The organism is Chromobacterium sp. ATCC 53434, from assembly GCF_002848345.1.
Classification (GTDB): domain Bacteria; phylum Pseudomonadota; class Gammaproteobacteria; order Burkholderiales; family Chromobacteriaceae; genus Chromobacterium.
In genome coordinates, this window is the sequence record NZ_CP025429.1 from 2,450,425 (window position 1) to 2,473,826 (window position 23,402).

Annotated in this window: 23 protein-coding genes; 15 read left to right on the forward strand and 8 right to left on the reverse strand. The window is 68.4% G+C overall.

Annotation, left to right across the window (positions count from 1 at the left end; translation table 11 throughout):
• Positions 1-14 precede the first annotated feature (14 nt).
• The 6 genes from CXB49_RS11190 to CXB49_RS11215 all read right to left on the reverse strand — a co-directional run bounded on the left by CXB49_RS11190 (position 15) and on the right by CXB49_RS11215 (position 8,912).
• Positions 15-2,081: an EscV/YscV/HrcV family type III secretion system export apparatus protein gene (locus CXB49_RS11190; RefSeq protein WP_101708468.1), complete on the reverse strand. Its 2,067-nt coding sequence runs from the start codon at positions 2,079-2,081 to the stop codon at positions 15-17.
• Positions 2,082-2,183: 102 nt separating this feature from the next.
• Complete coding sequence (locus tag CXB49_RS11195) at positions 2,184-3,299, reverse strand: YopN/LcrE/InvE/MxiC type III secretion system gatekeeper (protein WP_304441848.1); 1,116 nt, start codon at positions 3,297-3,299, stop codon at positions 2,184-2,186.
• 6 nt (positions 3,300-3,305) lie between these two features.
• Positions 3,306-5,012 carry a type III secretion system outer membrane ring subunit SctC gene (gene sctC, locus CXB49_RS11200; RefSeq protein WP_101708470.1) on the reverse strand — a complete coding sequence of 569 codons (1,707 nt, stop codon included), beginning with the start codon at positions 5,010-5,012 and terminating at the stop codon, positions 3,306-3,308.
• Positions 5,009-5,773, reverse strand: coding sequence for an AraC family transcriptional regulator InvF (gene invF / locus CXB49_RS11205; protein ID WP_233493049.1), 765 nt, complete (start codon positions 5,771-5,773; stop codon positions 5,009-5,011). Before invF ends, sctC begins: the two co-directional genes overlap by 4 nt.
• Positions 5,774-5,917: 144 nt before the next feature.
• A complete protein-coding gene (locus CXB49_RS11210; protein ID WP_101708471.1) occupies positions 5,918-8,521 on the reverse strand; it encodes a hypothetical protein in 2,604 nt (867 codons plus the stop codon).
• Between the two features lie 16 nt (positions 8,522-8,537).
• Complete coding sequence (locus tag CXB49_RS11215; RefSeq protein ID WP_101708472.1) at positions 8,538-8,912, reverse strand: hypothetical protein; 375 nt, start codon at positions 8,910-8,912, stop codon at positions 8,538-8,540.
• Positions 8,913-9,414: 502 nt separating this feature from the next.
• Here CXB49_RS11215 and CXB49_RS11220 point away from each other — a divergent pair.
• The 15 genes from CXB49_RS11220 (at position 9,415) to CXB49_RS11290 (ending at position 21,782) form a co-directional block, all read left to right on the forward strand.
• Positions 9,415-11,100: a HilA/EilA family virulence transcriptional regulator gene (locus tag CXB49_RS11220; protein ID WP_101708473.1), complete on the forward strand. Its 1,686-nt coding sequence runs from the start codon at positions 9,415-9,417 to the stop codon at positions 11,098-11,100.
• Positions 11,097-11,546, forward strand: a complete 450-nt coding sequence (gene iagB / locus CXB49_RS11225) for a type III secretion system invasion protein IagB (protein ID WP_101708474.1) — start codon at positions 11,097-11,099, stop codon at positions 11,544-11,546. The genes CXB49_RS11220 and iagB overlap by 4 nt, the downstream gene beginning before the upstream one ends.
• A 288-nt stretch (positions 11,547-11,834) precedes the next feature.
• Positions 11,835-13,004: a PrgH/EprH family type III secretion apparatus protein gene (locus tag CXB49_RS11230; RefSeq protein WP_101708475.1), complete on the forward strand. Its 1,170-nt coding sequence runs from the start codon at positions 11,835-11,837 to the stop codon at positions 13,002-13,004.
• Positions 13,005-13,021: 17 nt separating this feature from the next.
• Entirely contained in the window at positions 13,022-13,273 is a 252-nt protein-coding gene (locus CXB49_RS11235; RefSeq protein ID WP_101708476.1) for a type III secretion system needle complex protein, read from the forward strand.
• Between the two features lie 42 nt (positions 13,274-13,315).
• Complete coding sequence (gene sctI / locus CXB49_RS11240; protein ID WP_199406831.1) at positions 13,316-13,621, forward strand: type III secretion system inner rod subunit SctI; 306 nt, start codon at positions 13,316-13,318, stop codon at positions 13,619-13,621.
• The gene (locus CXB49_RS11245; protein ID WP_101708477.1) at positions 13,618-14,361 is read left to right on the forward strand and encodes an EscJ/YscJ/HrcJ family type III secretion inner membrane ring protein; all 744 of its coding nucleotides are present in this window, start codon (positions 13,618-13,620) and stop codon (positions 14,359-14,361) included. Before sctI ends, CXB49_RS11245 begins: the two co-directional genes overlap by 4 nt.
• Complete coding sequence (locus CXB49_RS11250) at positions 14,354-14,935, forward strand: type III secretion apparatus protein OrgA/MxiK (RefSeq protein WP_101708478.1); 582 nt, start codon at positions 14,354-14,356, stop codon at positions 14,933-14,935. The genes CXB49_RS11245 and CXB49_RS11250 overlap by 8 nt, the downstream gene beginning before the upstream one ends.
• On the forward strand, positions 14,892-15,596 hold the full coding sequence (locus CXB49_RS11255) for an oxygen-regulated invasion protein OrgB (protein ID WP_101708479.1): 705 nt from the start codon (positions 14,892-14,894) through the stop codon (positions 15,594-15,596). Before CXB49_RS11250 ends, CXB49_RS11255 begins: the two co-directional genes overlap by 44 nt.
• Positions 15,593-16,039: a hypothetical protein gene (locus tag CXB49_RS11260; RefSeq protein ID WP_101708480.1), complete on the forward strand. Its 447-nt coding sequence runs from the start codon at positions 15,593-15,595 to the stop codon at positions 16,037-16,039. The genes CXB49_RS11255 and CXB49_RS11260 overlap by 4 nt, the downstream gene beginning before the upstream one ends.
• A 169-nt stretch (positions 16,040-16,208) precedes the next feature.
• Positions 16,209-16,388 (forward strand): DUF1843 domain-containing protein, encoded by a 180-nt coding sequence (locus CXB49_RS11265; protein WP_101708481.1) that lies wholly within the window; start codon positions 16,209-16,211, stop codon positions 16,386-16,388.
• 33 nt (positions 16,389-16,421) lie between these two features.
• Positions 16,422-17,054, forward strand: a complete 633-nt coding sequence (locus tag CXB49_RS11270) for a DUF1842 domain-containing protein (protein WP_101708482.1) — start codon at positions 16,422-16,424, stop codon at positions 17,052-17,054.
• Positions 17,055-17,091: 37 nt separating this feature from the next.
• Positions 17,092-17,706, forward strand: coding sequence for a DUF1842 domain-containing protein (locus tag CXB49_RS11275; protein ID WP_101708483.1), 615 nt, complete (start codon positions 17,092-17,094; stop codon positions 17,704-17,706).
• A 59-nt stretch (positions 17,707-17,765) separates the two neighbouring features.
• Complete coding sequence (locus tag CXB49_RS11280) at positions 17,766-19,226, forward strand: GDL motif peptide-associated radical SAM/SPASM maturase (RefSeq protein ID WP_101708484.1); 1,461 nt, start codon at positions 17,766-17,768, stop codon at positions 19,224-19,226.
• A gap of 71 nt (positions 19,227-19,297) precedes the next feature.
• Complete coding sequence (locus tag CXB49_RS11285; protein ID WP_101708485.1) at positions 19,298-20,377, forward strand: tyrosine-type recombinase/integrase; 1,080 nt, start codon at positions 19,298-19,300, stop codon at positions 20,375-20,377.
• A 139-nt stretch (positions 20,378-20,516) separates the two neighbouring features.
• Positions 20,517-21,782, forward strand: a complete 1,266-nt coding sequence (locus CXB49_RS11290) for an Hsp70 family protein (protein WP_101708486.1) — start codon at positions 20,517-20,519, stop codon at positions 21,780-21,782.
• A gap of 57 nt (positions 21,783-21,839) precedes the next feature.
• On the opposite strand, the gene CXB49_RS11295 is transcribed toward CXB49_RS11290, so the two are convergent.
• Both CXB49_RS11295 and CXB49_RS11300 read right to left on the reverse strand, forming a co-directional pair.
• Entirely contained in the window at positions 21,840-22,193 is a 354-nt protein-coding gene (locus tag CXB49_RS11295; protein ID WP_101708487.1) for a ribbon-helix-helix domain-containing protein, read from the reverse strand.
• 126 nt (positions 22,194-22,319) lie between these two features.
• Positions 22,320-23,330, reverse strand: coding sequence for a BMP family protein (locus CXB49_RS11300; RefSeq protein ID WP_101708488.1), 1,011 nt, complete (start codon positions 23,328-23,330; stop codon positions 22,320-22,322).
• Between the last annotated feature and the right edge of the window lie 72 nt (positions 23,331-23,402).

Genomic DNA, 23,402 nt, shown 5'->3' on the forward strand with positions numbered 1-23,402 from the left:
AGCTTGCGTCCTCGTCAGATGGTTTTGATCACGTTGACCGACACGCTGTCGGTAATTTCGCCGAAGGACACCACTTCCAGTTCGCGGAAGCGGGTCTCGACCAGTTTCTTGATGAAGCGGCGCACGTCGACCGAGGCGAGCAGCACCATGTCCTTGTAGGCGACGCCCACGTTGTCCAGGCCCAGCGCGAACAGGTCCATCAGTTCGTCCGACGCCGCCGGCTCCAGATTGAGGAAGGCGCCGGCCGAGGTCTGGCGTATGCCCTTGCGCACCATGTCCTCGACCTCGGCCGAGATCATCACCGCCCGCAATTCGCCGCCGCCGGCGAATTTGTGGCAGATGTAGCGCGCCAGCGCGCCGCGCACATGCTCGACCAGGCTGATCACGTCCTTCTCGCGCGGCGCCCACAGCGCCAGCGCCTCCATCACCAGCTTCATATTGCGCACCGAGATGCGCTCGGCCAGCAGCCGTTGCAGCACTTCGGCGATGCGCTGCACGGTGGCGTGGCGCAGCACTTCCTTCAAAAGATCCGGGTATTTGTTCTCCAGCTGGTCCAGCATGTGCTTGGTTTCCTGGACGCCGAAGTATTCGTTGACGTGGCGCGCCAGCAGCGCCGCCAGACAGTGGTAAAGCTCGTCCAGCGCCGGGCGCAGCTGGTAGCCCAGCGCGGTCAGCCGCTCGGCCTGCTCCGGCCGGGCCCAGGCGCAGCGGCTGCCGGCGTGGCTGCTCCATTGCAGCTCGATGTCCAGCGCCTCCAGCTCGTCGGAAGGATTGACCACCCGCATCAGGTCGAAGCGGATCGAGAACACGTCGGCGCGGATTTCGTTGATCAGCAGCGCCACGCGGTCGTCTTCCAGACCGTCGCCGTCGCGCAGCAGCATGTCCGGCAGCCGCACGCCGTAGTCGATGAAAAACTGGCTGCGCAGCCGCTCGGCCAGCTGCGCTTTTTCCAGCGCCGCGCGGCGATTCTTCGGCACCAGCAGGATTAGCGGCACCGTTTCCGCCGCCACTTTGTCCAGGTCGCCGATCAGGCCCAGCGAGCTGTCGGCGGCGCGCGCCGCCTCGGACGCGCCGCTCCCGCCCTTCGCCGGCGCCGCCGCGCCCGGCGCGGCCTTGCCGCGGGCGACGCGTCGCTTGTAATAAAACAGGCCGCCCAGCGCCCCGGCCAGGATCAGGAACACGATCAGCGGAAAGCCGGGCAGCATGCCCACCGCCAGCGCCAGCACCGCCGTCACCACCAGCACGAACGGGTTGCCCAGCAACTGGCTCATGATGTTGCGGCCCATATTGTCGCCGTCGCCGTTGACGCGGGTGACGATGAAGCCGGCGCTGATCGCGATCAGCAGGGCCGGAATCTGCGCGACCAGGCCGTCGCCTATGGTCAGCATGGTATAGGTCGACAGCGCGGTGGACAGGTCCATGCCGTGCTGGGTCATGCCGACGGAGATGCCGCCGATGAAGTTGACGAAGATGATGATGATGCCGGCGATGGCGTCGCCCTTGATGAACTTCATCGCGCCGTCGAAGGAGCCGTACAGCTGGCTCTCGCGCTCCAGCACGCTGCGGCGCTCGCGCGCGCCGTCGGCGTCGATGATGCCGGCCTTCAGATCGGCGTCTATGCTCATCTGCTTGCCCGGCATGCCATCCAGCGAGAAGCGCGCCGCCACTTCGGCCACCCGCTCCGAGCCCTTGGTGATCACGATGAACTGGACGATGGTGACGATGGAGAACACCACGAAACCGACCGCCAGGCTGTCGCCGATGACGAACTGGCCGAAAGTGGCGATGATCTCGCCGGCGTCGGCCTCGATCAGGATCAGCCGGCTGGTGCTGATCGACAGCGCAAGCCGGAACAGCGTGGTGATCAGCAGCACCGACGGAAAAGTCGAGAAGCTGAGGATGCGGTCGATGTAGAACGAGCCCATGAATACCAGCACCGCCAGCACGATGTTCAGGCCGATCAGGAAGTCCACCAGATAGGTGGGCAGCGGAATGATCAGCATCGCGATGATCATCACCATCAGCAGCAGGATCAGCAATTCCGGGCGCGAGCGCGCGCCATTGAGCAGGGAGTTGAGCACCTGTGATTCGTCCAGTCAAAACCGGCGCGGCCCGCGCCGGGGTTCAGGGAAAACGGCCATCCAAACCGCGCCGGGCGCGGCTTGGATGGCGGCTCTCGCTTATCAGCTTTCCCGCCGCCTCTCCGCCAGCTCGTGGCGGTAGGCGACGGCGGCCATGTCGCGCAGCGCCTCCAGCAAGGCCGGCTGCCAGGACTCGTCCAGGAAGAGCCGCGGCGACAGCGCCTTGCAGGCCTGGTAGACCAGTTGCAGCAGCGAGGAATGCTCGGCGTGGCGGCTGAGCAGCGCCTCGGCGCCGACCGTGTCGGCCAGCAGCGCGTCGACCTGCTCGGGCTGTTGCAGCAGGCCCAGCATCAGCAGCAGCCAGCCGCCCTCGTCCGGATTGAAGCGGCGCGCCAGCGGGTCGGCCAGCAAGCGGCCGACGAACTGGCTGTCGGCCGAACGCAGCAGCTTCAGCTGGGTCAGCCGTCCCAGCAGCAGGCCGAACTCCAGCCGCGAGCAGCTCGGGTCCTGGGCGTCGATATCGGCCAGCAGGGCGCCCTCGATAAAGTCCAGCACCGCGGCGCGGCGCCGCAGGCCGTAGCTGGCCACCCAGTCGGCGTAGACGTCGGCCTCGGCGGCGTCGCTCTCCAGGAACTGGCGGTAGCTGGCGCGCAGCAGGCCGGGGCTGAGGTCCAGCGCCTTGCCGAACAACCGCGCCTTCAAGGCGCAATTGATGCCGGCCTTCAGCTGCTTGGGCTCGGCCTCCTCCTCCACCTGCGTCAACAGCGCCTGCAAGCGCTTGCGCACCACCTCGTCCAGCTGGCGGCGGCGCAGCAGCTCGCGCAGCACCAGCACCAGATCGCTGGCGTCCGGGAACAGCGCGCGCGCCTGACGCAGCAACTCCTCCGCCGACACCCCGTGCATCTTGGCGACCTGGATGATGCGTTGCGCCTTGGGCAAGGTCTCGTCGTCCAGCACCCGCTCGAAGCTGTCGGCCAGATGGCCCAGCTTCTTGTCATAGTCGCGGCGGTTGCGGAACTGGGTCAGCACCGCCGACATTTCGTCGGTAGACTGGACGAAGCGCTGCACCTCGGCCGCCGGACTGGCGTCGTCCGCCTGCTGCGCCTCGGTCTGCCTGGCCTCGCTCTGGCGTTGCGCGTCCTTCTGCGCATCCCTGCCCATCTGCTTATGCGAGCGCAAACCCATGCTGAACGAGGCGGCTCGCGGACCGATATCCATCGCCGCCTACCCGCCGGACCGCTGCTCGCGGTCCAGATAGTCGCGCACCCATTGCTGCAGCGAATCGGTCTCGATGCCGCCGCGGCGCGCCAGGTCGGCCGCCAGATCGCTGGCGTCCGGCGTCAGCGGCTCGTCTATCTCGCGCGGCTGGATCAGGAAGACGCGCACCGTGTTGCTCTGGCTGTCGCGGTGATAGCGAAACAGGCCGCCCACCAGCGGCAGATCGCCCAGCAGCGGCACCTTGGCCTGGCTGCGGTCGCTGGCGTCGCGGGTGTAGCCGCCTATCAGCAGGCTCTTGCCCTGCGGCACGCGCGCCACCGTGCTGATGCGGGTGCGGCCCACTTCGGGCAGTCCGGCGTCCTTGTTATCTTCCTTGTAGTCCGGCGCGCGCGTCTCGCGGCCGTCCTCGATGTTCAGCGACATCTCGATCTGGCCGTCGGCGGCGAAGCGCGGCAGCACGCTGACCAGCGTGCCGTAGGTGACGTGCTGCAGATCGACGCTGCGCTCGCCGACCAGCTTGGCGTAGAAGGTGCGGTTGTTGTCGAAGATGGCCGGCACGTTTTCCTGGGTCAGCACCACCGGCCGCGACACCACATTCGCCTTGTCCTTGCGCGACAGCGCCATCACCGAGGCGAGAAAGCGGGTGCCGTCCAGCGTGCTCAACGAGCCGGCCTGGTTCAGCGCCACGCCTATCTTGTTGCCGACGGTGACGCTGCCGCTCCAGCTGACGCCGAGCTGGTCCAGATCTTCCTTTTGCAGGTCTATGATCCACAGCGACAGCTCGACATGGCGCTTGGCCACGTCCAGCGCCTGCGCCAGATTCTCGATGAAGCGCACCTGCTCGGCGCTGCCCTTGACCAACAGGCTGTTGGTGTCCGGATAGGCGATCACCCGGATGTCGCCGGCCGCGCCGTCCTGCTTCAGCGCCTCGGGCAGGCTGAGCCTCGCCTGGTACGGCGACGTCTTGGCCTCGCCGGGCGAGAAGTCCGGCATCGCCGGAATGTCGCCGCGCCGCTCCGGCGGCGCGCCTGCGACCTTCTGCAACGGTTTCTGCTCGCCTTCGAGCAACTTCTCTATCACCGTCGCCATGCCGGGAATGACGATTTTTTGATCGCGCAACTCATAGCTGCGGTCGCTGACGAAGGTGTTGCCCAGCCGGATCACGCCTATCTTCTGCCGCCCCAGATCCAGGCCGTCGCTCTGCTTGTCCATCATCGCGGCGGCGTTGCTGACCAGGTCGACGAACACCGGCGGGCCGGAGACATAGAAGGTGCCGCGGCGGGCATCGCCGCGCAGCGGATAGCGCTTGTCGTACAGGCCGGACTTCCTGAGGAAGTCGTTGAAGGCCTGCAAGGTGACATTGCGCAGCGACAGTACCGCGCTGCGGGTCTCGCCGGCGTCGTAGACATAGATGGCCTGGCCGTCGTGATACCAGATCAGGCCCAATTGCTGCGCCATTTTCTCCAGCATCGCCTGCGGATTCGACAGGTCGAACTGGCCGCTGATCTGCTTTCGGGCGGCCAGCTTGCTGACGATGACCGGCTTTTTCAGCCGCGACGACAGCGCGTCGAAAAAGCCGCGCAGACTGTCCTTGTTGGCGATATAGCCGCTATCGGTGGCAGCCCGCTCCGCGGCGGCGGCGGGCGCCGCCATCAGCGGCGGCGACAATAAGGCGCATCCCAGCAGCGATGCGCATAACAGGTGTTTTTTCATTTGGTGGCCAGTTGAATGATATTGGACAGACCGCGTGGAGAAACACCGATCAGACCCTTGATTTCATTGGAAAAATGAGAAGAAGACGCATAGCCGTGCTTCAAGGCGACCTGGGTCAGGCTATCCCGCCCCTCGGCGACGTCCAGCAGCGAGCGCGCCATGCGCCAGTCCCGCAGCTCGGTCTTGGCGGCGGTGCCCAGCGCGTTGCGGCACAAGCGGCGGAAATGCGAATAGGACACGCCGTAACGTTCGCCCAGCTGCTGCAGCTTGTCGCCGCCGGCGGACTGGGCCAGCAGAAAGCGCACCAGCCAGTAGCTCTCGTTGTGGCGCAGCAGCGCCAGCAGATCGGCGAAGGCCTCGTCCGGCTGCAGCACCCGGCGCAAAAACCAGTACTCGCAAGCGCGCCTATCGTTCCAGTCCTCGTCGTCGGCCAGCTGCAGCCAGGTCCATCGCGTCTCGCACGCGCCTTGCGCCACATCGCGCGACTCGTCGACGAAGGCCAGCAGCTTGGTCAGCGCTTCCAGCCGCAACGGGCGAAAGACGACGCTGCCGGAGACGACCGTCGCTTCCAGACGGTCCAGCAGCAGCAGGCCGCGCCGGCCGGCGGGCAGCTCCACGGTGGCGCCGCCCGATGTCCAGGCCAGGGCCAGGCTGGCCGCCCCTGCCTGCGGTTGCAACAGCCAGGCCTCCTGGGCGGCCACGCCGCGCTTGGCGGCGGCGCCCAATGTTTCCAGCGGATTCAACACATCGTTGTCTGTCATCTGTCATGCCCGTTGGCTGGGCTCTAGCTTCGATGACGGACAGTTTCCCGCAGCCTCGCCAAGGAATCCTGATGCAAATCTGATGGTGAACCGAGGTTTGCATGATCTGCGTTCAATCGTGCAGGCAAACCCCGGCGGCGGCGCCTAGGCGGCGGCCGGCGACTCCGACCAGCCGGGAAAGGCCAGCTTGTCGGCCTGCCACAGCGGGTACTGTCGCTGCATCAGCTCCTCGAGGGCGGCCTCGGCGCGCGTGAAACCGGCCTCGCCGTCGCCGTGGCCGCGCATCGCCGCGGCGAAGCGCTCGCCGAAGCCGTCCTGCGGCTGGCGGCGCAGGAAATACTCCGCCTCGGCGCGCACCGCGGAGCCCGGCTCGGCCAACCGGCGGAACAGCCCCTGCAGCGCCGGCCGCTGATCAAGCCGCAGATCCGGCCAGCGCTCCGCCTCGCCGACGGCCTGCAGATGCAGATAGTGCATCATCGGCGCGCTCAAGCTGTTGTCGCCCCAGCGCTCGCGCAGCACGACGCCGGCCGACGCCCCGGCGCTCAGCCCCAGCTCCAGCGAAACGCCGGGCTGCAGCGGCACGCCGCCGGACACCGAGAGCGCGGCCTCGCCGCTGGCCGACACCCGCGACAGCTGCAAGCGGAAGCCGGCCGCTCGCGCCGGGAAATCGGCCTCGCTGTGGTATTGCGGCCGGTAGAAGCGCAACAGCAGCGTGACGCCGCCGCCAAGCTGGCCGGACAGCGCCGACTGCGCGTCGGCCAGCGCCGCCGGCAAGGCCTCGGCCAGACCATGCGGCGCCAGCTGCGCCATCAACGCGCCCTTCAGCTTGTCCAGCGCGCCGGCGTCGGCCAGGCTGCCGGACAGCGTCAGGCGCAAGTCCTTGTAATCGCCGGCCCGCACCGGATTCAAATGCACCCGCTGACGCTCGACCAGCGTCGCCTCGGCCTTGACGCCCAAGGGACCGATGCCGCCGCCCAGATTCAGCGTGTGGCTGCGCTCGACTATCTTGAGCTCCAGCGTGTCGAGGAAGGCCGTCCGCCGGGCCAAGGCCCCGGCGTTGTGGCGGATCGGCGGCGCGCAAAGCCGCGGCGCGATGTCGGCCAGCGCCTGCGCCGCCGGCGCGGCCTCGGGCCGTTCGGCGGCGGCCACCATCAACGCCGCGTGCGCCAGCGCCATATTGGCCAGCACATCCTCGCGGCTGCGCCCGCGCCAGCTGTCGGCGATGGAGCGCTCGACCCGCGCCCCGCCCTGACGCTTGCCGATGCCGGCGTCAAGCTGTTGCGCCACCGCGCAGAAATGATCCAGCTCGGCGGCCAGGCCCTGCACCGCCTTCAGCAAGACCTCCGGCCCGCATTCGCGCAAGGCCCGCGCCGACGCGACGGCGCTCAAACGGCTCAGCGGCCGCGCGCCGGCGCGGTCGCGCGGGCCGTCGAACAAGGCCTGGGCCTGCGCCTCGATGCCAGCCAGCCGCTGCGCGGCGATTTCCGGATCGCGCGCCGCCTGCCGCGGCGAGGCCAGCGCGCGCCAATACGGCGTCCAGGCCTTGGCGTGGATGTCGATGCGTTCCACCGAGACGCCGACGCCGGCGCTCAAGCCCGCCGCCTCGGCGCGCGCGCTGGCGCCGCCCTTGACGCTGACGATGTCGCCGGACGGCACCACCGCCGGACGCGAGCCCGGCAGCGGCGCCGAGGCGTCGCGCTGGCCCAGCCAGCCCAGCAGCACGCCCAGCCGCTGCTGCTGATCGGCCGCTTGCTGCTGCAGTCGGTGATAATGTTTCAGCTCGTTGCCGTGCCCCGGTCGGAACAGCCGGATCAGCGCGCCGACCGCGGCGCGGGCACCCTGGCCCAAGGTATCGCGGCGCGACGCGCGGCCCAGCGTGTCGGCGTTCAGCTTCACGAAGGCGGTGGCGCTGTCGTATTCCTCGTAGCGCGTGTGCTGCGCCCGCCCGTCGACGCCGCCGGACAGCTTGGCGACGCCGACGCCGCCGCCGATGGCGGCCGAGGCCGTCGCGGTCTTGCTGCGGTTGCGGAAGACGAAGCCCTCGTCATCATTGTCCACGCTGCGGCCCCAGCCCAGGCCGACATTGAAGCTCGCCTTGGCGCCGACGCCGCCCTCGCCCAGCCCCAGACCGACGCCGACCGAGCCGCCGACATGGCGCTCGGAGCTGGCGCCGGGACGGTCGAAACGGGCGAACTGCGGCAGCAGCTGCGTCTCGGCCTCGGAACGCGCCAACTGCGCCCAGGCGGCATGGCCGTGCAAGGCCAGCCGCTCGCTCAATTCGGCCAGCCCCCGACTGATCTCGGGACGCGGACCGCCGGACGGCAGCAGGCCGGCCAGTTTTTCCATCTGCAACGAGAAGCGCGCGCTTTCGCGAATGTCCAGCGCCGGAGCGGAACCGGCCGCCAACTGCCGCTGCAGATCCCGCAGCAAAGCCAGCGCCGGCGGCGTTTCAGGCCGGCGCAGCGGCCCGATGCGCAAGGCCTCGACCCAGCGCGGCCGCGCAGGCGTCTCCAGACTGCTGACGCGCGCCTCCAGCGCCGCCAGCACCCGGCCCACGTCCTGCCGCTGCAAACGCGCGTCGGCCGCGTTCAGCCGCAAGACATCCGGCGCGCGCGCCGCCTCCGCCGGCTGACCATGCGCCGATCGCAGCGCGCCCGCCACCCCCGACGCCGCGACGGCGGCCTCGCCCGCCGCCTCCGTCGCGCCGCTCGGCGCCAAAACCGCTCCCCTGCCTATCGCATCCAGCATGACCGTCTCTCCTCGCTCATTCTCCGCGCGCGCCGGCGATGTTCACCGCCAGCGACAATGGATTGGCCGCCGACTCCATCCGGCCGCCCAGGACGCCCAGCTTGTCGGCCAGCCCGCTCGCCTCGCGGCGCTCGGCCGGCGCCAGCCGGCCGTCGCCGCCCATCTGCCGCAGCATGCCGGCCGCCGCGTCCAGCTCCGCGCGCAGTTGCGCCAGACATGCCTGAAACCCGTCCGCGCCGCCGCGCTCGGTCGCCTCGCGCGCCGACGCGCCTCCAGCGGCCATGCCGACCGTCCGCAGACCGGCGCCCAAGGCGGTGCGCTCCGTGGCCGGCCGCTCGGCCGTCAGTCCCGACAGGCGCAGCTCGCTCGCGCCCGACACTCCATTCACCATGCTGATACTCCTGCCCGGCTCAGCCGGAACGACGGTTGGCGCCGGCCCGGACGGACTGGCGAATGAGCGTCAAAGTAGCGCAAGGCCCACGCCGGGACTTGCATAAAACGCCAACTGGCTGTTGGCGCTTTTAAGAGTTTTCCCATTTGTAGCAAGCGGTCCCTCGCGTAGTATTCCAACTCTAATCTGGATATTTCGTAACCGAATCATCAGCAAGCTGTTCAAATGTAAAGAATCAGACGCCGATCATTCACCCTCGCCATGGTGCTGGACGATTTTTGCAAGCCGCCAGCGCGGCAGCATAAGTACCATGCGCTATCCGTTTTATGATGTGCCGATAACGACAACAACCAAGACAGATCACCCACATATCTATCAGAAGAAAGCACGCCGACAGGACGCACCGCCACGGGGGATGGGCGGCGGACGCGACCAGGGCCGACTCGACTCCGTCGGCCCGTCCGTACGGTTGTTGCGCGCTACGCGCAAGAGGAACAGGAAGATGGCGTTAAACAACGATGGCTTCATCAATCGACAATTCGTATTCGGCGATTTCGTGCTGCAGTTCGACGGCGTGCTGACCCACCGTTCGCAACAGATCAGCGTGCCGCCGAAAGAGCTGGCGGTGCTCACCACGCTGCTGGAAGCCGCCGGCGAGCTGGTCAGCAAGGATGCGTTGCTGGATCGGGCATGGCCCGACGGCGACGTCAACGAGGAGTCGCTGACCCGTTGCATCTACGCGCTGCGCCGCATCCTGCTGGAAGACAAGCGCAACCGCTACATCGACACGGTCTACGGCAAGGGCTACCGCTTCTGCCGCCCGGTCGCCGTGGTGTCGCGCCCGACGCCCGCCGCGCAGAAATGCACGATGGCGGTGCTGCCGTTCCGCACCGACGGCGAGCTGGACGCGCTGGAGTTGCACGGCGCGCTGGTCCAGTGCCTGTCGCGCTATTCCCCGTTCGGCCTGATCGTGCTGCCGGCCACCATCACCCGCACCGGCGGCGACGTCGCCGACATCATGGCGATGATCGACCAGCTGCGGCCGGATTACTATCTGGCGGGCCAGGCGCAGCGCAACGGCGACGGCTGGCAGCTGCGGGTGGAGCTGGTGCGCGCCGACGGCCATCAATTGCTGCACCACGAAAGCATCGAGCTCGGCCCCGGCCAGCACATCGCCACGCTGCAGAGCCGGCTCGCCAGCGTCCTGCCGCAACGCATCCCCGGCCTGCGCTGGAGCCAGGGCAGCTCGCAGCAGCTGGAGTCGCTGGACATGGCCATCACCTACCTCAACGCCCGCCACGAGATGCAGCGGCACACGCCGTCCAGCCTGCGCCGCGCGCTGGTGCTGCTGCTGCAATGCGCCAGCAACGCCCCGGGCAGCGCGCTGCCGTATTGCAGCCTGGCCGAGTGCTATCTGGCGCTGGCGCAACTGGGTCTGTTCGATCAGCGGCTGGCGCTGGTCGAAGCGCAGCTGGCGGTGGACAAGGCGGTGGCGCTGGACGCCGCCAACCCGCAGGCGCTGGGCCTGTTGGCGCTGCTCAGCAGCCTGCGCGGCGAACTGACCGTCGCCGAGGCGCTGTTCGAACAGGCGCGGCTGCTGGCGCCGGAATCGCTGGACGTCCGCTACTACCACGCCTGGCATTTATTCCTGTCCGGCCGCCTGGCGCTGGCGCAACAGGCGCTGGACGCCTGCCTGGAGCGCGACCCGTCGCGCATCGCCGCCAGTCTGCTGAAGCTGTGGCTCACCTATTGCGACCACCGCCTGGACGAGGCGGTGGCGCTGGGCAAGCGCCAGCTGTGCCAATACGGCCAGGAACATCCGGTGTTGCAGAACATGCTGGCGCTGATGCTGGCGCTGCAGGGCCAGCACGCCCAGGCCGAGGAGCTGGCCGCCGCCGTGCGCGCCGCCGGCGAGGAATGCGGCCTGCTGGCGGTCAACGGCTGTTACATCCGCCTGTGCCGGCATGGCGAGGCCGCCGGCGAGGAAATCCAGGACTTCCTGGCGCGGGTGGACTGCCGCCAGGTGCGCTCCGGCCTGCTGCCGCTGATCCTGGCGCTGCACGGCCTGGAGGCCGCGCAACGCCTGTGGCGGCAATTGCAGGCGGAAAGCTATTTGTGGCTGCGCGCCTCGCAGCAAGACCCGCGTCTGGCCGAGCTGTGCCAGCCGCGGCTGCCGGAGGCGGCATGAAGCGGACCGCGCTCGGCGCCGCGCTGCTGCTCGGCTCGCTGACCGCCCGCGCCGACTGCTGGGACCGCGCCGGCGCCGCCTTCAATATCGAACCCGACCTGCTGTACGCCATCGCCCAGCAGGAGTCCGGCCTCAAGCCGGACGCGGTCGGGCGCAATCGGGACGGCAGCCGCGACCTGGGCCTGATGCAGATCAACAGCGTCCACCTGCCGCGGCTGCGCGCCATCGGCATAGACGAGAAACGCCTGCTCGGCGACGCCTGCCTGTCGGTCATGGTCGGCGCTTCCATCCTGGCCGACATGATGAAACGCTACGGCTACTCCTGGGAAGCGGTGGGCGCCTACAACGCCGGTCCGGCGCCGGGCCGCCACCAGCTGCGCATGCGCTACGCCCGCCAGGTGTGGCAACGCTACCAGCGCTTGCGCGCGCCGACTTCCATTCGCTGATTCGCTTCACCCTTGATATGGCGGCTCCGCTGGCGACAGCGGCAAGCCGCCATCTTTTTCGCCTCTCCTTCATCAGGCGCGGCAACGCCACCCGCGCCTGCGCGCGCCGGCTTCCACTCGCGGATTCGCCTCACCCGCATGGCGGCTCCGCCGACGACGGCGGCAGACCGGCATCTTTATTTTCCCCCTTCATCAGGATTGGCCGATTTTCCATCAGGAACTGCCGCGCCGCCGCCGCTACAGTGGCCATAACGGCGCACGATCGCCATCTCCATCAGTACAGACATCATGGCCGTAGAAGACATCCAAACCTTCGGACCCGACGCCGTCGTGGTCCGCCTGCTCAACAGCCCGCTGCGCGGCTGCGAATTCCTGTTGCCGCAGGGCCGAACGCTGTTTCTGGTCGGCCCTGAACGCACGCTGGACGGCGGTGGCGGCGCGCCGCCGGAACTGCCGGCCGACACCCTTTACGTGCCGCTGGAGTACGGCGGCGTCAACTTCGAAGTGATCGTCGACGGCGATCAGGCGACGATACGCGAGCTGGGGCCGGACGACGCGGAAGCACGCGTCGTCGACTTCAACCAGGCGCTGGACGTCGGCGCGCTGCAACTGGCGCTGCGTCCGCGCCACCAGGACTGGCTGCCGGACGCGCTGAGCGCCCCGGCGCAGCCGGAAGCCGGCGCCGCGCGGGAACCTCGCCGCGGCTGGTGGTGGCTGCCGGCGCTGGCCTTGGTCCTGGCGGCCGCCGGCGGCGCCTGGTGGCTGTGGAACAGCCCGCAGCGGCAGGCCGCCGAATTGTCGACGCTGCTGGGCGGCAATCCTCAACGCTTCCGCGTGCTGGATGGCCGCGATGGTCGCTTCTACGTCGCTTCCGCCGATCTGCGCGCCCGTGCCTGGGCCGCCCAGGCGCTGCTGCGCAGCGAGTACCGCGACAAGGCCCAGGCGCTGGACCCCGGCCAGGAAAACGAACGCATCGCGCGCTGGCTGGCCGACACCCGGCCCGGCCTCGCCTACTACCGCCTGCAACTGGACGATCCGCGCCAGCCGCAGCTATGGATCAGCCGGCAGCGCGCGCCGCTGGACGCCCGGGCGCGCCAGCTGCTGTCGCTGCAACTGATGGGGCAATTGCCTTATGCCTCCCAAGTGGACATCGTCGACATCGACGACGCATCCGCGGCCCAGGCCGCCGAATCCGGCCTGAGCCGCCAGGCGCTGCCCTTCTCCCGCAGCGCGAACCCGGACAGCGTCACCTTCGTCATCGAAGGCGCGCTGGACGATGGCGAACTGGAACGGGCCCGTCGCTTCGTCGACGGCTACTACCGCCAATGGGGCGGCCGCTACGTGCAGTTCGCCATCGAACTGAAGGACGACTGGCTCAAGGGCAAGTCCTTCGCCTACGGCAGCCAGGGCTACGTCAAGATGACGGCAGGCCATTGGTATTTTCCGAAACCCCTCTGAAGCAAAGGTGACTCACCATGGCAATCGACATCCCCAGCACCGGCTGGTCCCTCAGCGACATGTCCGGCGAATTCGACGACAAGACGGCGTCGCTGCAAGCGGAGCTGAAAACCGCGCTGGCCGACCTGACCGCCAACCCGTCCAATCCGAAAACGCTGGCCGACTACCAGAGCAAGCTGTCGGAATACAACCTGTACCGCAACGCGCAATCCAACACCATCAAGGTATTCAAGGATATCGACGCGGCCATCATCCAGAACTTCCGCTAAACCCGGCGCCGGCCCGGCGCCGGCGGCCCCAGGAGCCGACACATGCCCACCTTCTCCATCCAGGCGCTGGATGCGATGACACGCCAGGCCTCCGGCATCGCCGGTCCCGAACGCGACGTCGTATCGCTGGACAACCGACTGATCCAAACCTTCTCCCAATCCGCCGTCGATATCGGCATGGAAAAAGACGCCATCCTGCAACGGCTGGAACAGCCCGAAGCGCTGAGCAATCCCGCCATGCTGATGGAACTGCAACAGCGCACCTCCAACTACAATCTGGAGGTGTCGATGATCAGCACCCTCACCCGCAAGACCGTGGGCGCGGTGGAAAGCCTGCTGCGCTCATGATGCGCGCCAGCCTGAAAGCCGCGCTGCTGGTGCTGTTGCTGGCCGGCTGCCAGCAACAGGACCTGCTGAAGGGCCTGGACCAGCAGCAGGCCAATGAAGTGATCGCCGTGCTGCAACGGCACAATATCGAGGCCGCCAAGACCGATCGCGGCAAGACCGGCTTCAGCATCGCCGTGGCCCAGCCCGATTTCGCCGCCGCCGTCGACTGGCTGAAAACCTACAATCTGCCGTCCCGCCCGCGGGTGGAGGTGGCGCAGATGTTCCCGGCAGACTCGCTGGTCTCGTCGCCGCGCGCCGAGAAGGCCAGGCTGTATTCGGCGATAGAGCAGCGGCTGGAACAATCGCTGCAGACCATGGACGGCATCCTGTCCGCGCGCGTGCACGTCAGCTACGATCTGGACGGCGGCGAAGGCGGCAGGGCGGCGGCGCCGATGCATATCTCGGCGCTGGCCGTCTACGACCGCGATGTCGAAGCCGGCGTCATGATCAACAATATCAAGCGCTTCCTGAAGAACAGCTTCGCCGACGTCGAATACGACAATATCTCGGTGGTGCTGTCGCGCCGCGACGAAGCCCAGCAGCAGGCGCCGATGCCGGCCGCCGCCGCCAACCCGGCCGGCTCGCTGTGGCTGTTGGCGCTATTGGCCGCCGCCGCGCTGGCGGCAGCCGGGTTCTGGCTGTGGCGGCAGCGCGGCGACAAGCCGTCGACGCCCGCCACCCCGGAGTCCGGCCATGGCTGAACGCGGCCTCGCCGTGCCGCCGGCCCTGCGCGCCATTCTGTTCGACCCGCTGGGCTATCTGCATCCGCGGCGGCTGCGGCTGCCGCCGGCGCTGATCGGCCCGGGCCAGCGCGCCGCGGTCAATGACCTGCTGATCGCCGGCTACCGGCTGGACACCGACTGGCCAGCGACCGCCTCGCTCGACGCCGGCCCATGGCTCAGACACTGGCGGCGCCTGCCGCAGATCGCCTACCTGATGGGCTGCCATGCCAAGCGGGCGGCGCTGGGTTGGCAGGGCGGACTGCTGCGGCTGCCCGATTGGGCCCGCCCGTTCGCCGCGCTGCCGTTGCCGTCCGACGCCGCCGCGCCCGGCGCGCCGCTGAGCCACCTGTGCCTGCTGCGCGCCGGCTACGGCCAGCTGCTGGCCTGGGGCGGCGACATGCCGCCGGCGCTGCGCCAGCGGCTGCCGCTGCTGTTCCCGCCGGAGCTGGACGTCGAAGCCGCGGCCGCGACCGTCCCCGACCCACTATTGCTGACACTGGCGATACAATATGCCCAGAGACATCCCCACACCCCACCCGCCGGCAGCCTGTGAAGGCGTACTGATCCGCCGCGCCAGCCTGCAGCCGGCGCGGCGCGCCGACGAACTGGAACGCGCGGCGCGCCGGCGCGCCCGGCGCATCACCGACGAGGCCGATGCCCAGGCCGACGCCGTCCGCGGCCAGGCCTGGCGGGACGGCTACCAGGACGGCATGCTGGCCGCGCTCGACCAGGTCGCCGCCCATCTGGCCGACAGCCAGGCACTGGCCCGGCGCTGGCGCGAGCGGCTGGCCGACGAGGCGCGCGCGATGCTGCGCGCCGCGACCGATCATCCCGACGCGCTGTTGCTGGCGCTGGACGAGTGGCTGCGCGAGCAGTCCCCGGCCGACGACGCGCCGACGCTGAAGCTTCTGTTGCCGGAAAGCGCCAGACCGCAGCAGCCGCGATTGATGGCGCTGCTGGCCGACGCCTGGAACGGCAGGCTGCAGCTCGATTATCACGCCGACGACCGCCTGTTGATCCGCTACGCCGACCAAGCGGCGGAGTTCGCGCCGGAACTGTATGTCGAGCCGGCGAGCCGGCAGGCGCTTCAATGCCTGGACTCGCTGCCGCGACAATGCCGCGCCCTGTCCGCCACCGCGCTGGAAACGCTGCTGCAGACGCTGAGGCGGCGGCTGGATCCCGCGGAGGACGCCACCATGGAGGAACAGACATGATTCCACCCCTATCCGCGCCCGCCTCCTCGCGGGCCTCCGCCGACGCCGACGCCGTGATCCCGCTGTCTCAGCTCGCGTCGGCCGCCGCCCCGTCCCGCGCCTCCCCCGACGCCGACACGCTGGCGCAGGCCTTTCTCGCCGCGGTGCGACGGCTGACGCCGCCGGCCTCGGACTCGCTGCAGGACAGACAGGCCTATAGCAACGACATCGCGCGGCTGCTGCACGACTTCCAGTACACGCCGGGCGTCACCGCCTTCGTCACGCTGCAGCAGCAAAGCGACGTCCTCGGCCTCGCGCTGGCGGAAGTGGACAAGAAGTCCCCGCTATACGAGGGACTGATGGCCGTGATGGTCGGCACCGGCAATCTGCAATACCAGATGGCCAAATGGATGCAGGACACGCTGCAGTCCGACGGCACCCCGCCGGAATTCGAAGACTGGTGACCCCCCTCGCCGGCCGCCTCCCGGCCGGCGCCTCCCACCCCGCCCTCCCCGCCAGCGCGAACCTGTCCTTAAGTCCAGGGCGAAAGCCGGGCCAGCTGCTACACCAGAAAGCACTGCGCATTCGCTGCGCAGCCCCGCGCAGTCTGCCCGCTCCCGGAAAGGACCAGCCATGAGCCAGGAACAAACCCATATCATTCCCCCGTACGGCGTCGCCATCCAGCAGGCCCTGGACAAGGGCGAACTGCCCCAGATGCAGAAACTGCTGGAGGAAAGCCGGCAATACCACAGCGAGCTTGGCCACAAGATCGCGCAGCTGGAGCAGGAAATCGCCAAGCGCCGGCAGCGCTAGGCCCCTCATCTCCTCTCATCCCCAGGAGGCTCTATGCCAGGCCATACCCAAGATGCGCTGTTCCCGGTCGGCTACGTCATCACCACCGGCCAGTCCGGCGCGCAGAAACTGCAGCTGAACCTGCTGATCAACAGCGCCACCGAGAAGGCGACCGGCGCCGCCCACATCACCCAGGCCACCCATCCGCCGCTGGACGTGCACGCCGACGTCTGGGGCCAGTACACCTATTTGACCGTGATGCCGCCGAGCGAAGGCCGCATCCTGCTGACCGCCCAGGGCAACCACGGCGGCCCGCACGCCAACTCCATCGTCAACTTCAAGCTCCATCTGGTGCTGGAGCGCGACTGGCAGCGCGGCGTGGCCAACTACAGCTACTACGACGAACACCAGAAGCACTGGGTGTCGCTGGAGAACGTGCCGGCCGAGCTGAACCGCGAGCTGCAGTCCCGCTACCATCCGCAGCAAGGCTCCGGCCCGGCCATCCCGTCCGGCAGCCATGTGGTGCCGCTGTACGGCGTGCCCATCCACCAGGCCCTCGCCAGCGGCGACCTGTCGCAGATGAAATCACTGGCCGCCCTGGCGCAGCAGCAGCTGGACAGCCACCCGCAGCTGCGCACCGAGCTGGCGGCGCTGAAGGCCGAAATCCAGAAACTGGAAGGCCGCTAGCCGCGACCGCCACTCAAACCATCGCAAGGAGCAGCATATGTCCGCATCCTCAGTCGGTTTGTTCCACACCCGCCTCATCGTCGCGACGCCGGCCGTCGGCGCCCCGGTGCTTCACCTGGACCTGGTGGTGCAGACGCCGGACAAGAAGGTGTTCGGCATCGCCAGCATCTTCCAGGCCACGCATCCGACGCTGGCGTTCAGCGCCCACGTCTGGGGCGACTACAGCCAGCCCAAGCTGGACAAGTCGACGGAAAACCACATCGCGCTGACGCTGGCCGGCAGCCCGGGCTCGGCCATCAGCCAGATCGCCGAGACCTTCCACCTGCAAGGCCTGCTCAACGCCGACTGGGCCCAGGGCTTCGCCAGCTACAGCTACTACGACAACGGCGTCTGGCACAAGGTGCAGCACGCGACGGTGACCGAGGACAGACGCGAAAGCGCCTCCGCCTCCGCCGCGCCTCCGCCCCACCACCAGCATCCGATACCGCTGTACGCGGCGGCGCTGCAGCAGGCGCGCGGCGGCGGCAATCTGGCCGCGCTGAAAAGCCTGGCCAGCCAGGCCGAGACTCAGCTCGAACAGGAGAGCAAGATCCGCGACGGCCTGAGCCAGCTGCAGGCCGAAATCAAGCGGCGCGAACAGCAGCAGGGCTGAGTCCCGTCTCCCGCCAACGGGTCCGGCGCCGTCCGGACCCTCATTCGAAAGCCGCCGCGATGCTAGACAGCCCCGCCGTCCGCCCCGCCCGCTACCTCGACGCCGACGATTTCCGCCGCTACACCCCGGTGCACATCGTCTGGGAGATCACGCTGGCCTGCGACCTGAAGTGCCTGCACTGCGGTTCGCGCGCCGGGCACCGGCGGCCCGACGAGCTGTCCACCGACGAATGCCTGCAGGTGATAGATTCGCTGGCGGCCCTGGGCACCCGCGAGGTCACGCTGATAGGCGGCGAAGCCTATCTGCGCAAGGACTGGACCCGCCTGATCCGGGCCATACGCGAACACGGCATCTACTGCGCCGTCCAGACCGGCGGCCGCAATCTGACGCCGGCCAAGCTGCAGGCGGCCGTGGACGCCGGCCTGAACGGCGTCGGCGTGTCGCTGGACGGCCTGGCGCCGCTGCACGACATGTTGCGCAATGTGCCCGGCTCCTTCGACAAGGCCAGCGACGCGCTGCGCCGCGCCCGGGCCGCCGGCCTCGCCGTCAGCGTCAACACCCAGATAGGCGCGGCGACGATGGCCGATCTGCCGCAGCTGATGGAGCACATCATTGAACTGGGCGCCAGCCACTGGCAGATCCAGCTGACGGTGGCGATGGGCAACGCCGTCGACAACGACCAACTATTGCTGCAACCCTACCGCCTGATCGAATTGATGCCGCTGCTGGCGCGGCTCTACCGCGAAGGCCGGGAGCGCGGCCTGCTGATGACGGTGGGCAACAATATCGGCTACTACGGCCCGTACGAGCGGCTGTGGCGCGGCTTCGGCGACGAGCGCGTGCACTGGACCGGCTGCGCCGCCGGCCAGACGGTGATGGCGCTGGAGGCCGACGGCACCGTCAAGGGCTGTCCGTCGCTGGCCACCGTCGGCTTTTCCGGCGGCAATGTCCGCGACATGAAGCTGGAGGACATCTGGCGCTACAGCGAGGGCATGCACTTCGGCCGGCTGCGCTCGGTCGACGACCTGTGGGGCTATTGCCGCGGCTGCTACTACAACGACGTCTGCCGAGGCGGCTGCACCTGGACCTCGCATTCGCTGCTGGGCAAACCCGGCAACAACCCCTATTGCCACTACCGCGCGCTGGAATTGCACAAGCGCGGCCTGCGCGAGCGCATCGTCAAGCTGCAGGACGCCGGCCCGGCCTCGTTCGCCGTCGGCCGCTTCGATCTGGTCACCGAGGAAATCGACACCGGCAAGGTGGTCGGCCAGATCAGCCGCAACGGCCAGGTGATCGAACTGGCCTGGAAAAACCGCGGCAAGCCGTCGCCCGAGACCGGCACGCCGCCGGCGACGCTGGCGCTGTGCCGCGGCTGCGAACAATACATCCAGCCGCACGAGCAAGCCTGTCCGCACTGCGGCGCCGACGTCGCCGCCGCGGCCGCCGACTACCGGCGCGACGAGATGCGCCGGCAGGAAATCGTCGACAATCTGCGCCGACTGCTGGGACTGGACGCCTGACCGGCCGCGCCGGCTGCGAGTCGAACCGCCGATTCCGCTACAATGGCCGGGACTCATACACCGGCCCCGCCATGCTGCCCGATCTTCTCCGCCCCGCCTCCGCCCCGCTGATCCAGGCCCGCTCCGACGCCCAGGCGGTGCTGACTTGGCTGGCCGAACACGCCGACCGCCCGGCCACGCTGGCCGGCTACCGCAAGGAGGCCGAACGGCTGCTGCTGTGGCTGGCCGAGCGCGGGCAGACGCTGGCGCAGGTCCGCCGCGAGGACGTGCTGGACTACCGCCGCTTCCTCGCCTCGCCGCACCCGGCCGAGCGCTGGATAGGCCCGGCCCGCCCGCGCAGCCACCCGGAGTGGAAACCGTTCAGCAAGCCGCTGGCGCCGGCCAGCGTCGAACACAGCCAGACCGTGCTCGGCGCGCTGTTCGGCTATCTGAACGACGCCGGCTATCTGAACGGCAACCCGTTCCGTCTGCTGCGCCGCGGCCGCAAGCCGCCGCGGCAACAGGCCGAGCGGTTTTTCGACGCCGCCTGCTGGCGCCATCTGCAGGCCACGCTGGACGCGCTGCCGCGCGACACCGGCCGCCAGCGCCTGCACGCCGAACGCGCGCGCTGGCTGTTTACGCTGCTCTACCTCAGCGGCGCCCGCCGCGCCGAGGCGGCCGCGGCGCGCTGCAGCGACCTTTCCCGCCGCAACGGCAACTGGTGGTGGCACGTCGTCGGCAAGGGTGGGGTCGCCGCCCGCATTCCCTTGTCCGACGAATGGATGGACGCGCTGGGACGCTATCGCCTCAGTCTGGGGCTGGCGGCCATGCCGGACGCTGGCGAGGACACGCCGCTGCTGTGCCGCGTCGGCGCCAAAGGTCGGGCCGAACCGCTGTCCGACAAGGCCGTCTACCTGATCTGCAAGCAGATCTTCGCGCTCGCCATGCAAGACGCGCCCGACGCCGAACTGCGGGAGCGGCTGCGCCACGCCACCACCCACTGGCTGCGCCACACCGCCGCCAGCCACCAGTTGGAGGCCGGCATCCCGCTGCTGCTGGTCAGCCAGAATCTGCGCCACGCCAGCATCCAGACCACGCGCCGCTATCTGCACAGCGAAGAGGACGCCCGTCACCAGGCCAACCGGCAGCACAAGCTGCGCCGCGACGAATAAGCGCCCGCGCAACGGTTCCGCATCGGGCGGAAGGCCGCCAGAACCTCGAACAGGCCCTGGGTCGAACCGTCGCAACGCTTCCCTTTCGCCGCCATTCCGCGTACCATCGCGCCTCCTCAAATTTCAAGGAGATGCCCGAATGACGACCCAAACCGCCGCCCGCGCCTGCGGCATCGACTTCGGCACCTCCAACTCCACCGTCGGCTGGCTGCGCCCCGGCCACGACACGCTGTTGTCGCTGGAAGACGGCAAGATCACGCTGCCGTCGGTGGTCTTCTTCAATTACGAGGAAGACCATTCCCGCTTCGGACGCGCGGCGCTGGCCGAATACATGGACGGCTACGAAGGCCGATTGATGCGCTCGCTGAAGAGCCTGCTCGGCTCCAGCCTGATAGACAGCCAGACCGAGGTGCAGGGCAAGGCGCTGCCGTTCCGCCACCTGCTGAAACTGTTCATCGAGGAGTTGAAGCTGCGCGCCGAAGCCGGCGCCGGCCGCGCCTTCGAACAGGTGGTGCTGGGCCGACCGGTCCACTTCGTCGACGACAATCCGGTGGCCGACCGCCTGGCCGAGGACACGCTGGCCGACATCGCCCGCCAGGTCGGCTTCAAGGACATCTCCTTCCAGCTGGAACCGATCGCCGCCGCCTTCGACTACGAGGCCGGCGTCGACAAGGAGGAATTGGCGCTGATCGTCGACATCGGCGGCGGCACCTCGGACTTCACGCTGATCCGGCTGTCGCCGGAGCGCCGCGCGCGCGACGAGCGCCTCGACGACATCCTGGCCACCGGCGGCGTCCACATCGGCGGCACCGACTTCGACCGCCAACTGAGCCTGCACGGCGTGATGCCGCTGTTCGGCTTCAAGACCCGGCTGCGCAACAACGCCGAAATGCCGTCCAGCCAGTATTTCAACCTGGCCACCTGGCACACGATCAACTTCGCCTACACCCGCAAGGCCTGGGTCGATCTGCAGGACGTGCACCGCGACGCCGCCGAACCGAACAAGCTGGACCGGCTGTTCCAGCTGATCCAGCAACGCGCCGGCCACCGGCTGGCGATGGACGTCGAGGCGGCCAAGATCGCGCTGTCGGACCGGGACAGCCATCCGCTGGCGCTGGACTACATCGAGCGCGGCCTGCATTGCGAGCTGGGCCGCGGCGATTTCGAAGCCAGCATCGCCGCGCTGCTGGACCGCGTCGGCGCCACCGTCGGCCGCCTGCTGGCCGATGCCGGCCTGCAGGCCGGAGCGATAGACACCGTGTTCTTCACCGGCGGCTCCAGCGGCGTGCCGGCGCTGCGCGACGGCATACGCGCGCTGCTGCCCAACGCCCGCCACGTCGAAGGCAATCTGTTCGGCAGCATCGGCAGCGGCCTGGCCATCGAGGCGAGGAAACGCTACGGCTGAGGCCGTCGCCGACCATGAAAAAACGCCGCGTGACGCGGCGTTTTTTTTCATCGATGCTCACGGTTGCGGCTTGCGCCGCGGCGGCTTGGCCGCCGGCGGAGGCGACGGATCGAAACCGAACAACGTGCCGGTGCGCCCGGTCTGCGACTGACAGGCTATCGTCAACGCGCGGTTGATCGCCTCCTTCTTGCTGACGCCCCACCACTCTATCATCTTGTCCAGCGACTTCTGCGCGTCGCGGCTCAGTTCCACCGTCACGGACAGCTCCTGCAAGCGGTTGCGGCGCAGCTCGCGGCTGCGGCGCTTGCGCTCGGCCACCGTCATCGCGCGCTCGCCCAGCGGCTTGCGGCCCGGCTTCTTCTGGGTGCCGCCTATCAGGTCGTAGGTGTAGTGATCGCAGGGGTCTTTCATCGATGGGTGACGGGTCACGTCTGGACGAGGGGGCGCAAGAATACCATAAAGCCGCCGTTTGCGCCGGCCCGACGCAAACAAAAACCCCCGCCGCGGCGGGGGCTTCGTCGTGCGGCCTACCGGCGATCAGTTCACCGGGCAGCTGTTGGCGGCGCGGTAGTCGACCACCTTGATCTTGCCGGCGATGATGTCCTTGCGCGCGGCGACGATCTTCTTCTCCATCTCCGGCGTGATCAGCGCGCGGTTGTATTTGTCCAGCGCCCAGTCGACGCCGTTTTCCTTCAGGCCCATCAGCTTGACGCTGGGCTTCCAGGCGCCGTCCTTGGCGTCGCGCATCGTCTCGTACACGGCGTTGTCCACGCGCTTGACCATCGAGGTCAGCACCGTGCCCGGCTGCATGTAGTTCTGGTTGCTGTCGACGCCGATATAGTACTTGCCGGAAGCCTTGGCGGCCTGGATCACGCCGACGTTGGACAGCGCCGCCGCGGCGAAGATCACGTCGGTGCCGCGATCGAACTGGCTCTTGGCCAATTCATTGCCGCGCGACGGATCGTTGAAGGCGGTATGGGTGGTGCCCAGCATGTTCTGCAGCACCACGGCCTTCGGATTGACGTAGCGGGCGCCCTGGGCGTAGCCGCAGCCGAAAGCGCGGATCAGCGGCACGTCCATGCCGCCGAGGTAGCCGACCTTGCCGGTCTTGGACTTCAGCGCGGCGGCCATGCCGACCAGGAAGGAGCCTTCCTGCTCCTTGAAGGCGATGCTCTGCACATTGGCGCCCTTGGCCACCGAATCCACCAGCGTGAACTTGGTGTTCGGGAATTCCTTGGCCACGGTCTCGATGGACTGGGTGTAGGCGAAGCCCACGGCCACTACCAGGTCGGCGCCCTTGCGCGCCATATTGCGCAGCACTTGCTCCTTCTGCGCATCGTTGCTGGGCTGACCTTCGCGGTAATTGATCTTGAACTCTTTCTTGAAGCGTTCGGCGCCGTTATAGGCCGCTTCGTTGAAGCTCTTGTCGAACTTGCCGGCCTGGTCGTAGACCACGGCCACATTGAAGTCCTTGGCCAGCGCGGAGCCGGCGAGCAGAGTTGCGGCTACGGCGCAGCCTGCGGTCTTGATCGCAAAAGTCATTTTCATCAGCTTTTCTAGTAGTAGTTTTGAGATGGACAGCCGGCCGACCGCATGAATCGCCCGGCGCTTCAACGAGGA

Excerpts from the sequence above, each read along its gene's own strand:
- CXB49_RS11215 (WP_101708472.1), bottom strand. The coding sequence starts at position 8,912 with ATGGTGAATGGAGTGTCGGGCGCGAGCGAGCTGCGCCTGTCGGGACTG.
- CXB49_RS11300 (WP_101708488.1), bottom strand. The coding sequence starts at position 23,330 with ATGAAAATGACTTTTGCGATCAAGACCGCAGGCTGCGCCGTAGCCGCA.
- CXB49_RS11250 (WP_101708478.1), top strand. The coding sequence starts at position 14,354 with ATGGCTGAACGCGGCCTCGCCGTGCCGCCGGCCCTGCGCGCCATTCTG.
- invF (WP_233493049.1), bottom strand. The coding sequence starts at position 5,773 with ATGACAGACAACGATGTGTTGAATCCGCTGGAAACATTGGGCGCCGCC.
- CXB49_RS11265 (WP_101708481.1), top strand. The coding sequence starts at position 16,209 with ATGAGCCAGGAACAAACCCATATCATTCCCCCGTACGGCGTCGCCATC.
- sctI (WP_199406831.1), top strand. The coding sequence starts at position 13,316 with ATGCCCACCTTCTCCATCCAGGCGCTGGATGCGATGACACGCCAGGCC.
- CXB49_RS11275 (WP_101708483.1), top strand. The coding sequence starts at position 17,092 with ATGTCCGCATCCTCAGTCGGTTTGTTCCACACCCGCCTCATCGTCGCG.
- CXB49_RS11220 (WP_101708473.1), top strand. The coding sequence starts at position 9,415 with ATGGCGTTAAACAACGATGGCTTCATCAATCGACAATTCGTATTCGGC.
- iagB (WP_101708474.1), top strand. The coding sequence starts at position 11,097 with ATGAAGCGGACCGCGCTCGGCGCCGCGCTGCTGCTCGGCTCGCTGACC.
- CXB49_RS11245 (WP_101708477.1), top strand. The coding sequence starts at position 13,618 with ATGATGCGCGCCAGCCTGAAAGCCGCGCTGCTGGTGCTGTTGCTGGCC.
- CXB49_RS11255 (WP_101708479.1), top strand. The coding sequence starts at position 14,892 with ATGCCCAGAGACATCCCCACACCCCACCCGCCGGCAGCCTGTGAAGGC.
- CXB49_RS11235 (WP_101708476.1), top strand. The coding sequence starts at position 13,022 with ATGGCAATCGACATCCCCAGCACCGGCTGGTCCCTCAGCGACATGTCC.
- CXB49_RS11270 (WP_101708482.1), top strand. The coding sequence starts at position 16,422 with ATGCCAGGCCATACCCAAGATGCGCTGTTCCCGGTCGGCTACGTCATC.
- CXB49_RS11295 (WP_101708487.1), bottom strand. The coding sequence starts at position 22,193 with ATGAAAGACCCCTGCGATCACTACACCTACGACCTGATAGGCGGCACC.
- CXB49_RS11280 (WP_101708484.1), top strand. The coding sequence starts at position 17,766 with ATGCTAGACAGCCCCGCCGTCCGCCCCGCCCGCTACCTCGACGCCGAC.
- CXB49_RS11290 (WP_101708486.1), top strand. The coding sequence starts at position 20,517 with ATGACGACCCAAACCGCCGCCCGCGCCTGCGGCATCGACTTCGGCACC.
- CXB49_RS11195 (WP_304441848.1), bottom strand. The coding sequence starts at position 3,299 with ATGGATATCGGTCCGCGAGCCGCCTCGTTCAGCATGGGTTTGCGCTCG.
- CXB49_RS11285 (WP_101708485.1), top strand. The coding sequence starts at position 19,298 with ATGCTGCCCGATCTTCTCCGCCCCGCCTCCGCCCCGCTGATCCAGGCC.
- CXB49_RS11260 (WP_101708480.1), top strand. The coding sequence starts at position 15,593 with ATGATTCCACCCCTATCCGCGCCCGCCTCCTCGCGGGCCTCCGCCGAC.
- CXB49_RS11210 (WP_101708471.1), bottom strand. The coding sequence starts at position 8,521 with ATGCTGGATGCGATAGGCAGGGGAGCGGTTTTGGCGCCGAGCGGCGCG.
- sctC (WP_101708470.1), bottom strand. The coding sequence starts at position 5,012 with ATGAAAAAACACCTGTTATGCGCATCGCTGCTGGGATGCGCCTTATTG.
- CXB49_RS11230 (WP_101708475.1), top strand. The coding sequence starts at position 11,835 with ATGGCCGTAGAAGACATCCAAACCTTCGGACCCGACGCCGTCGTGGTC.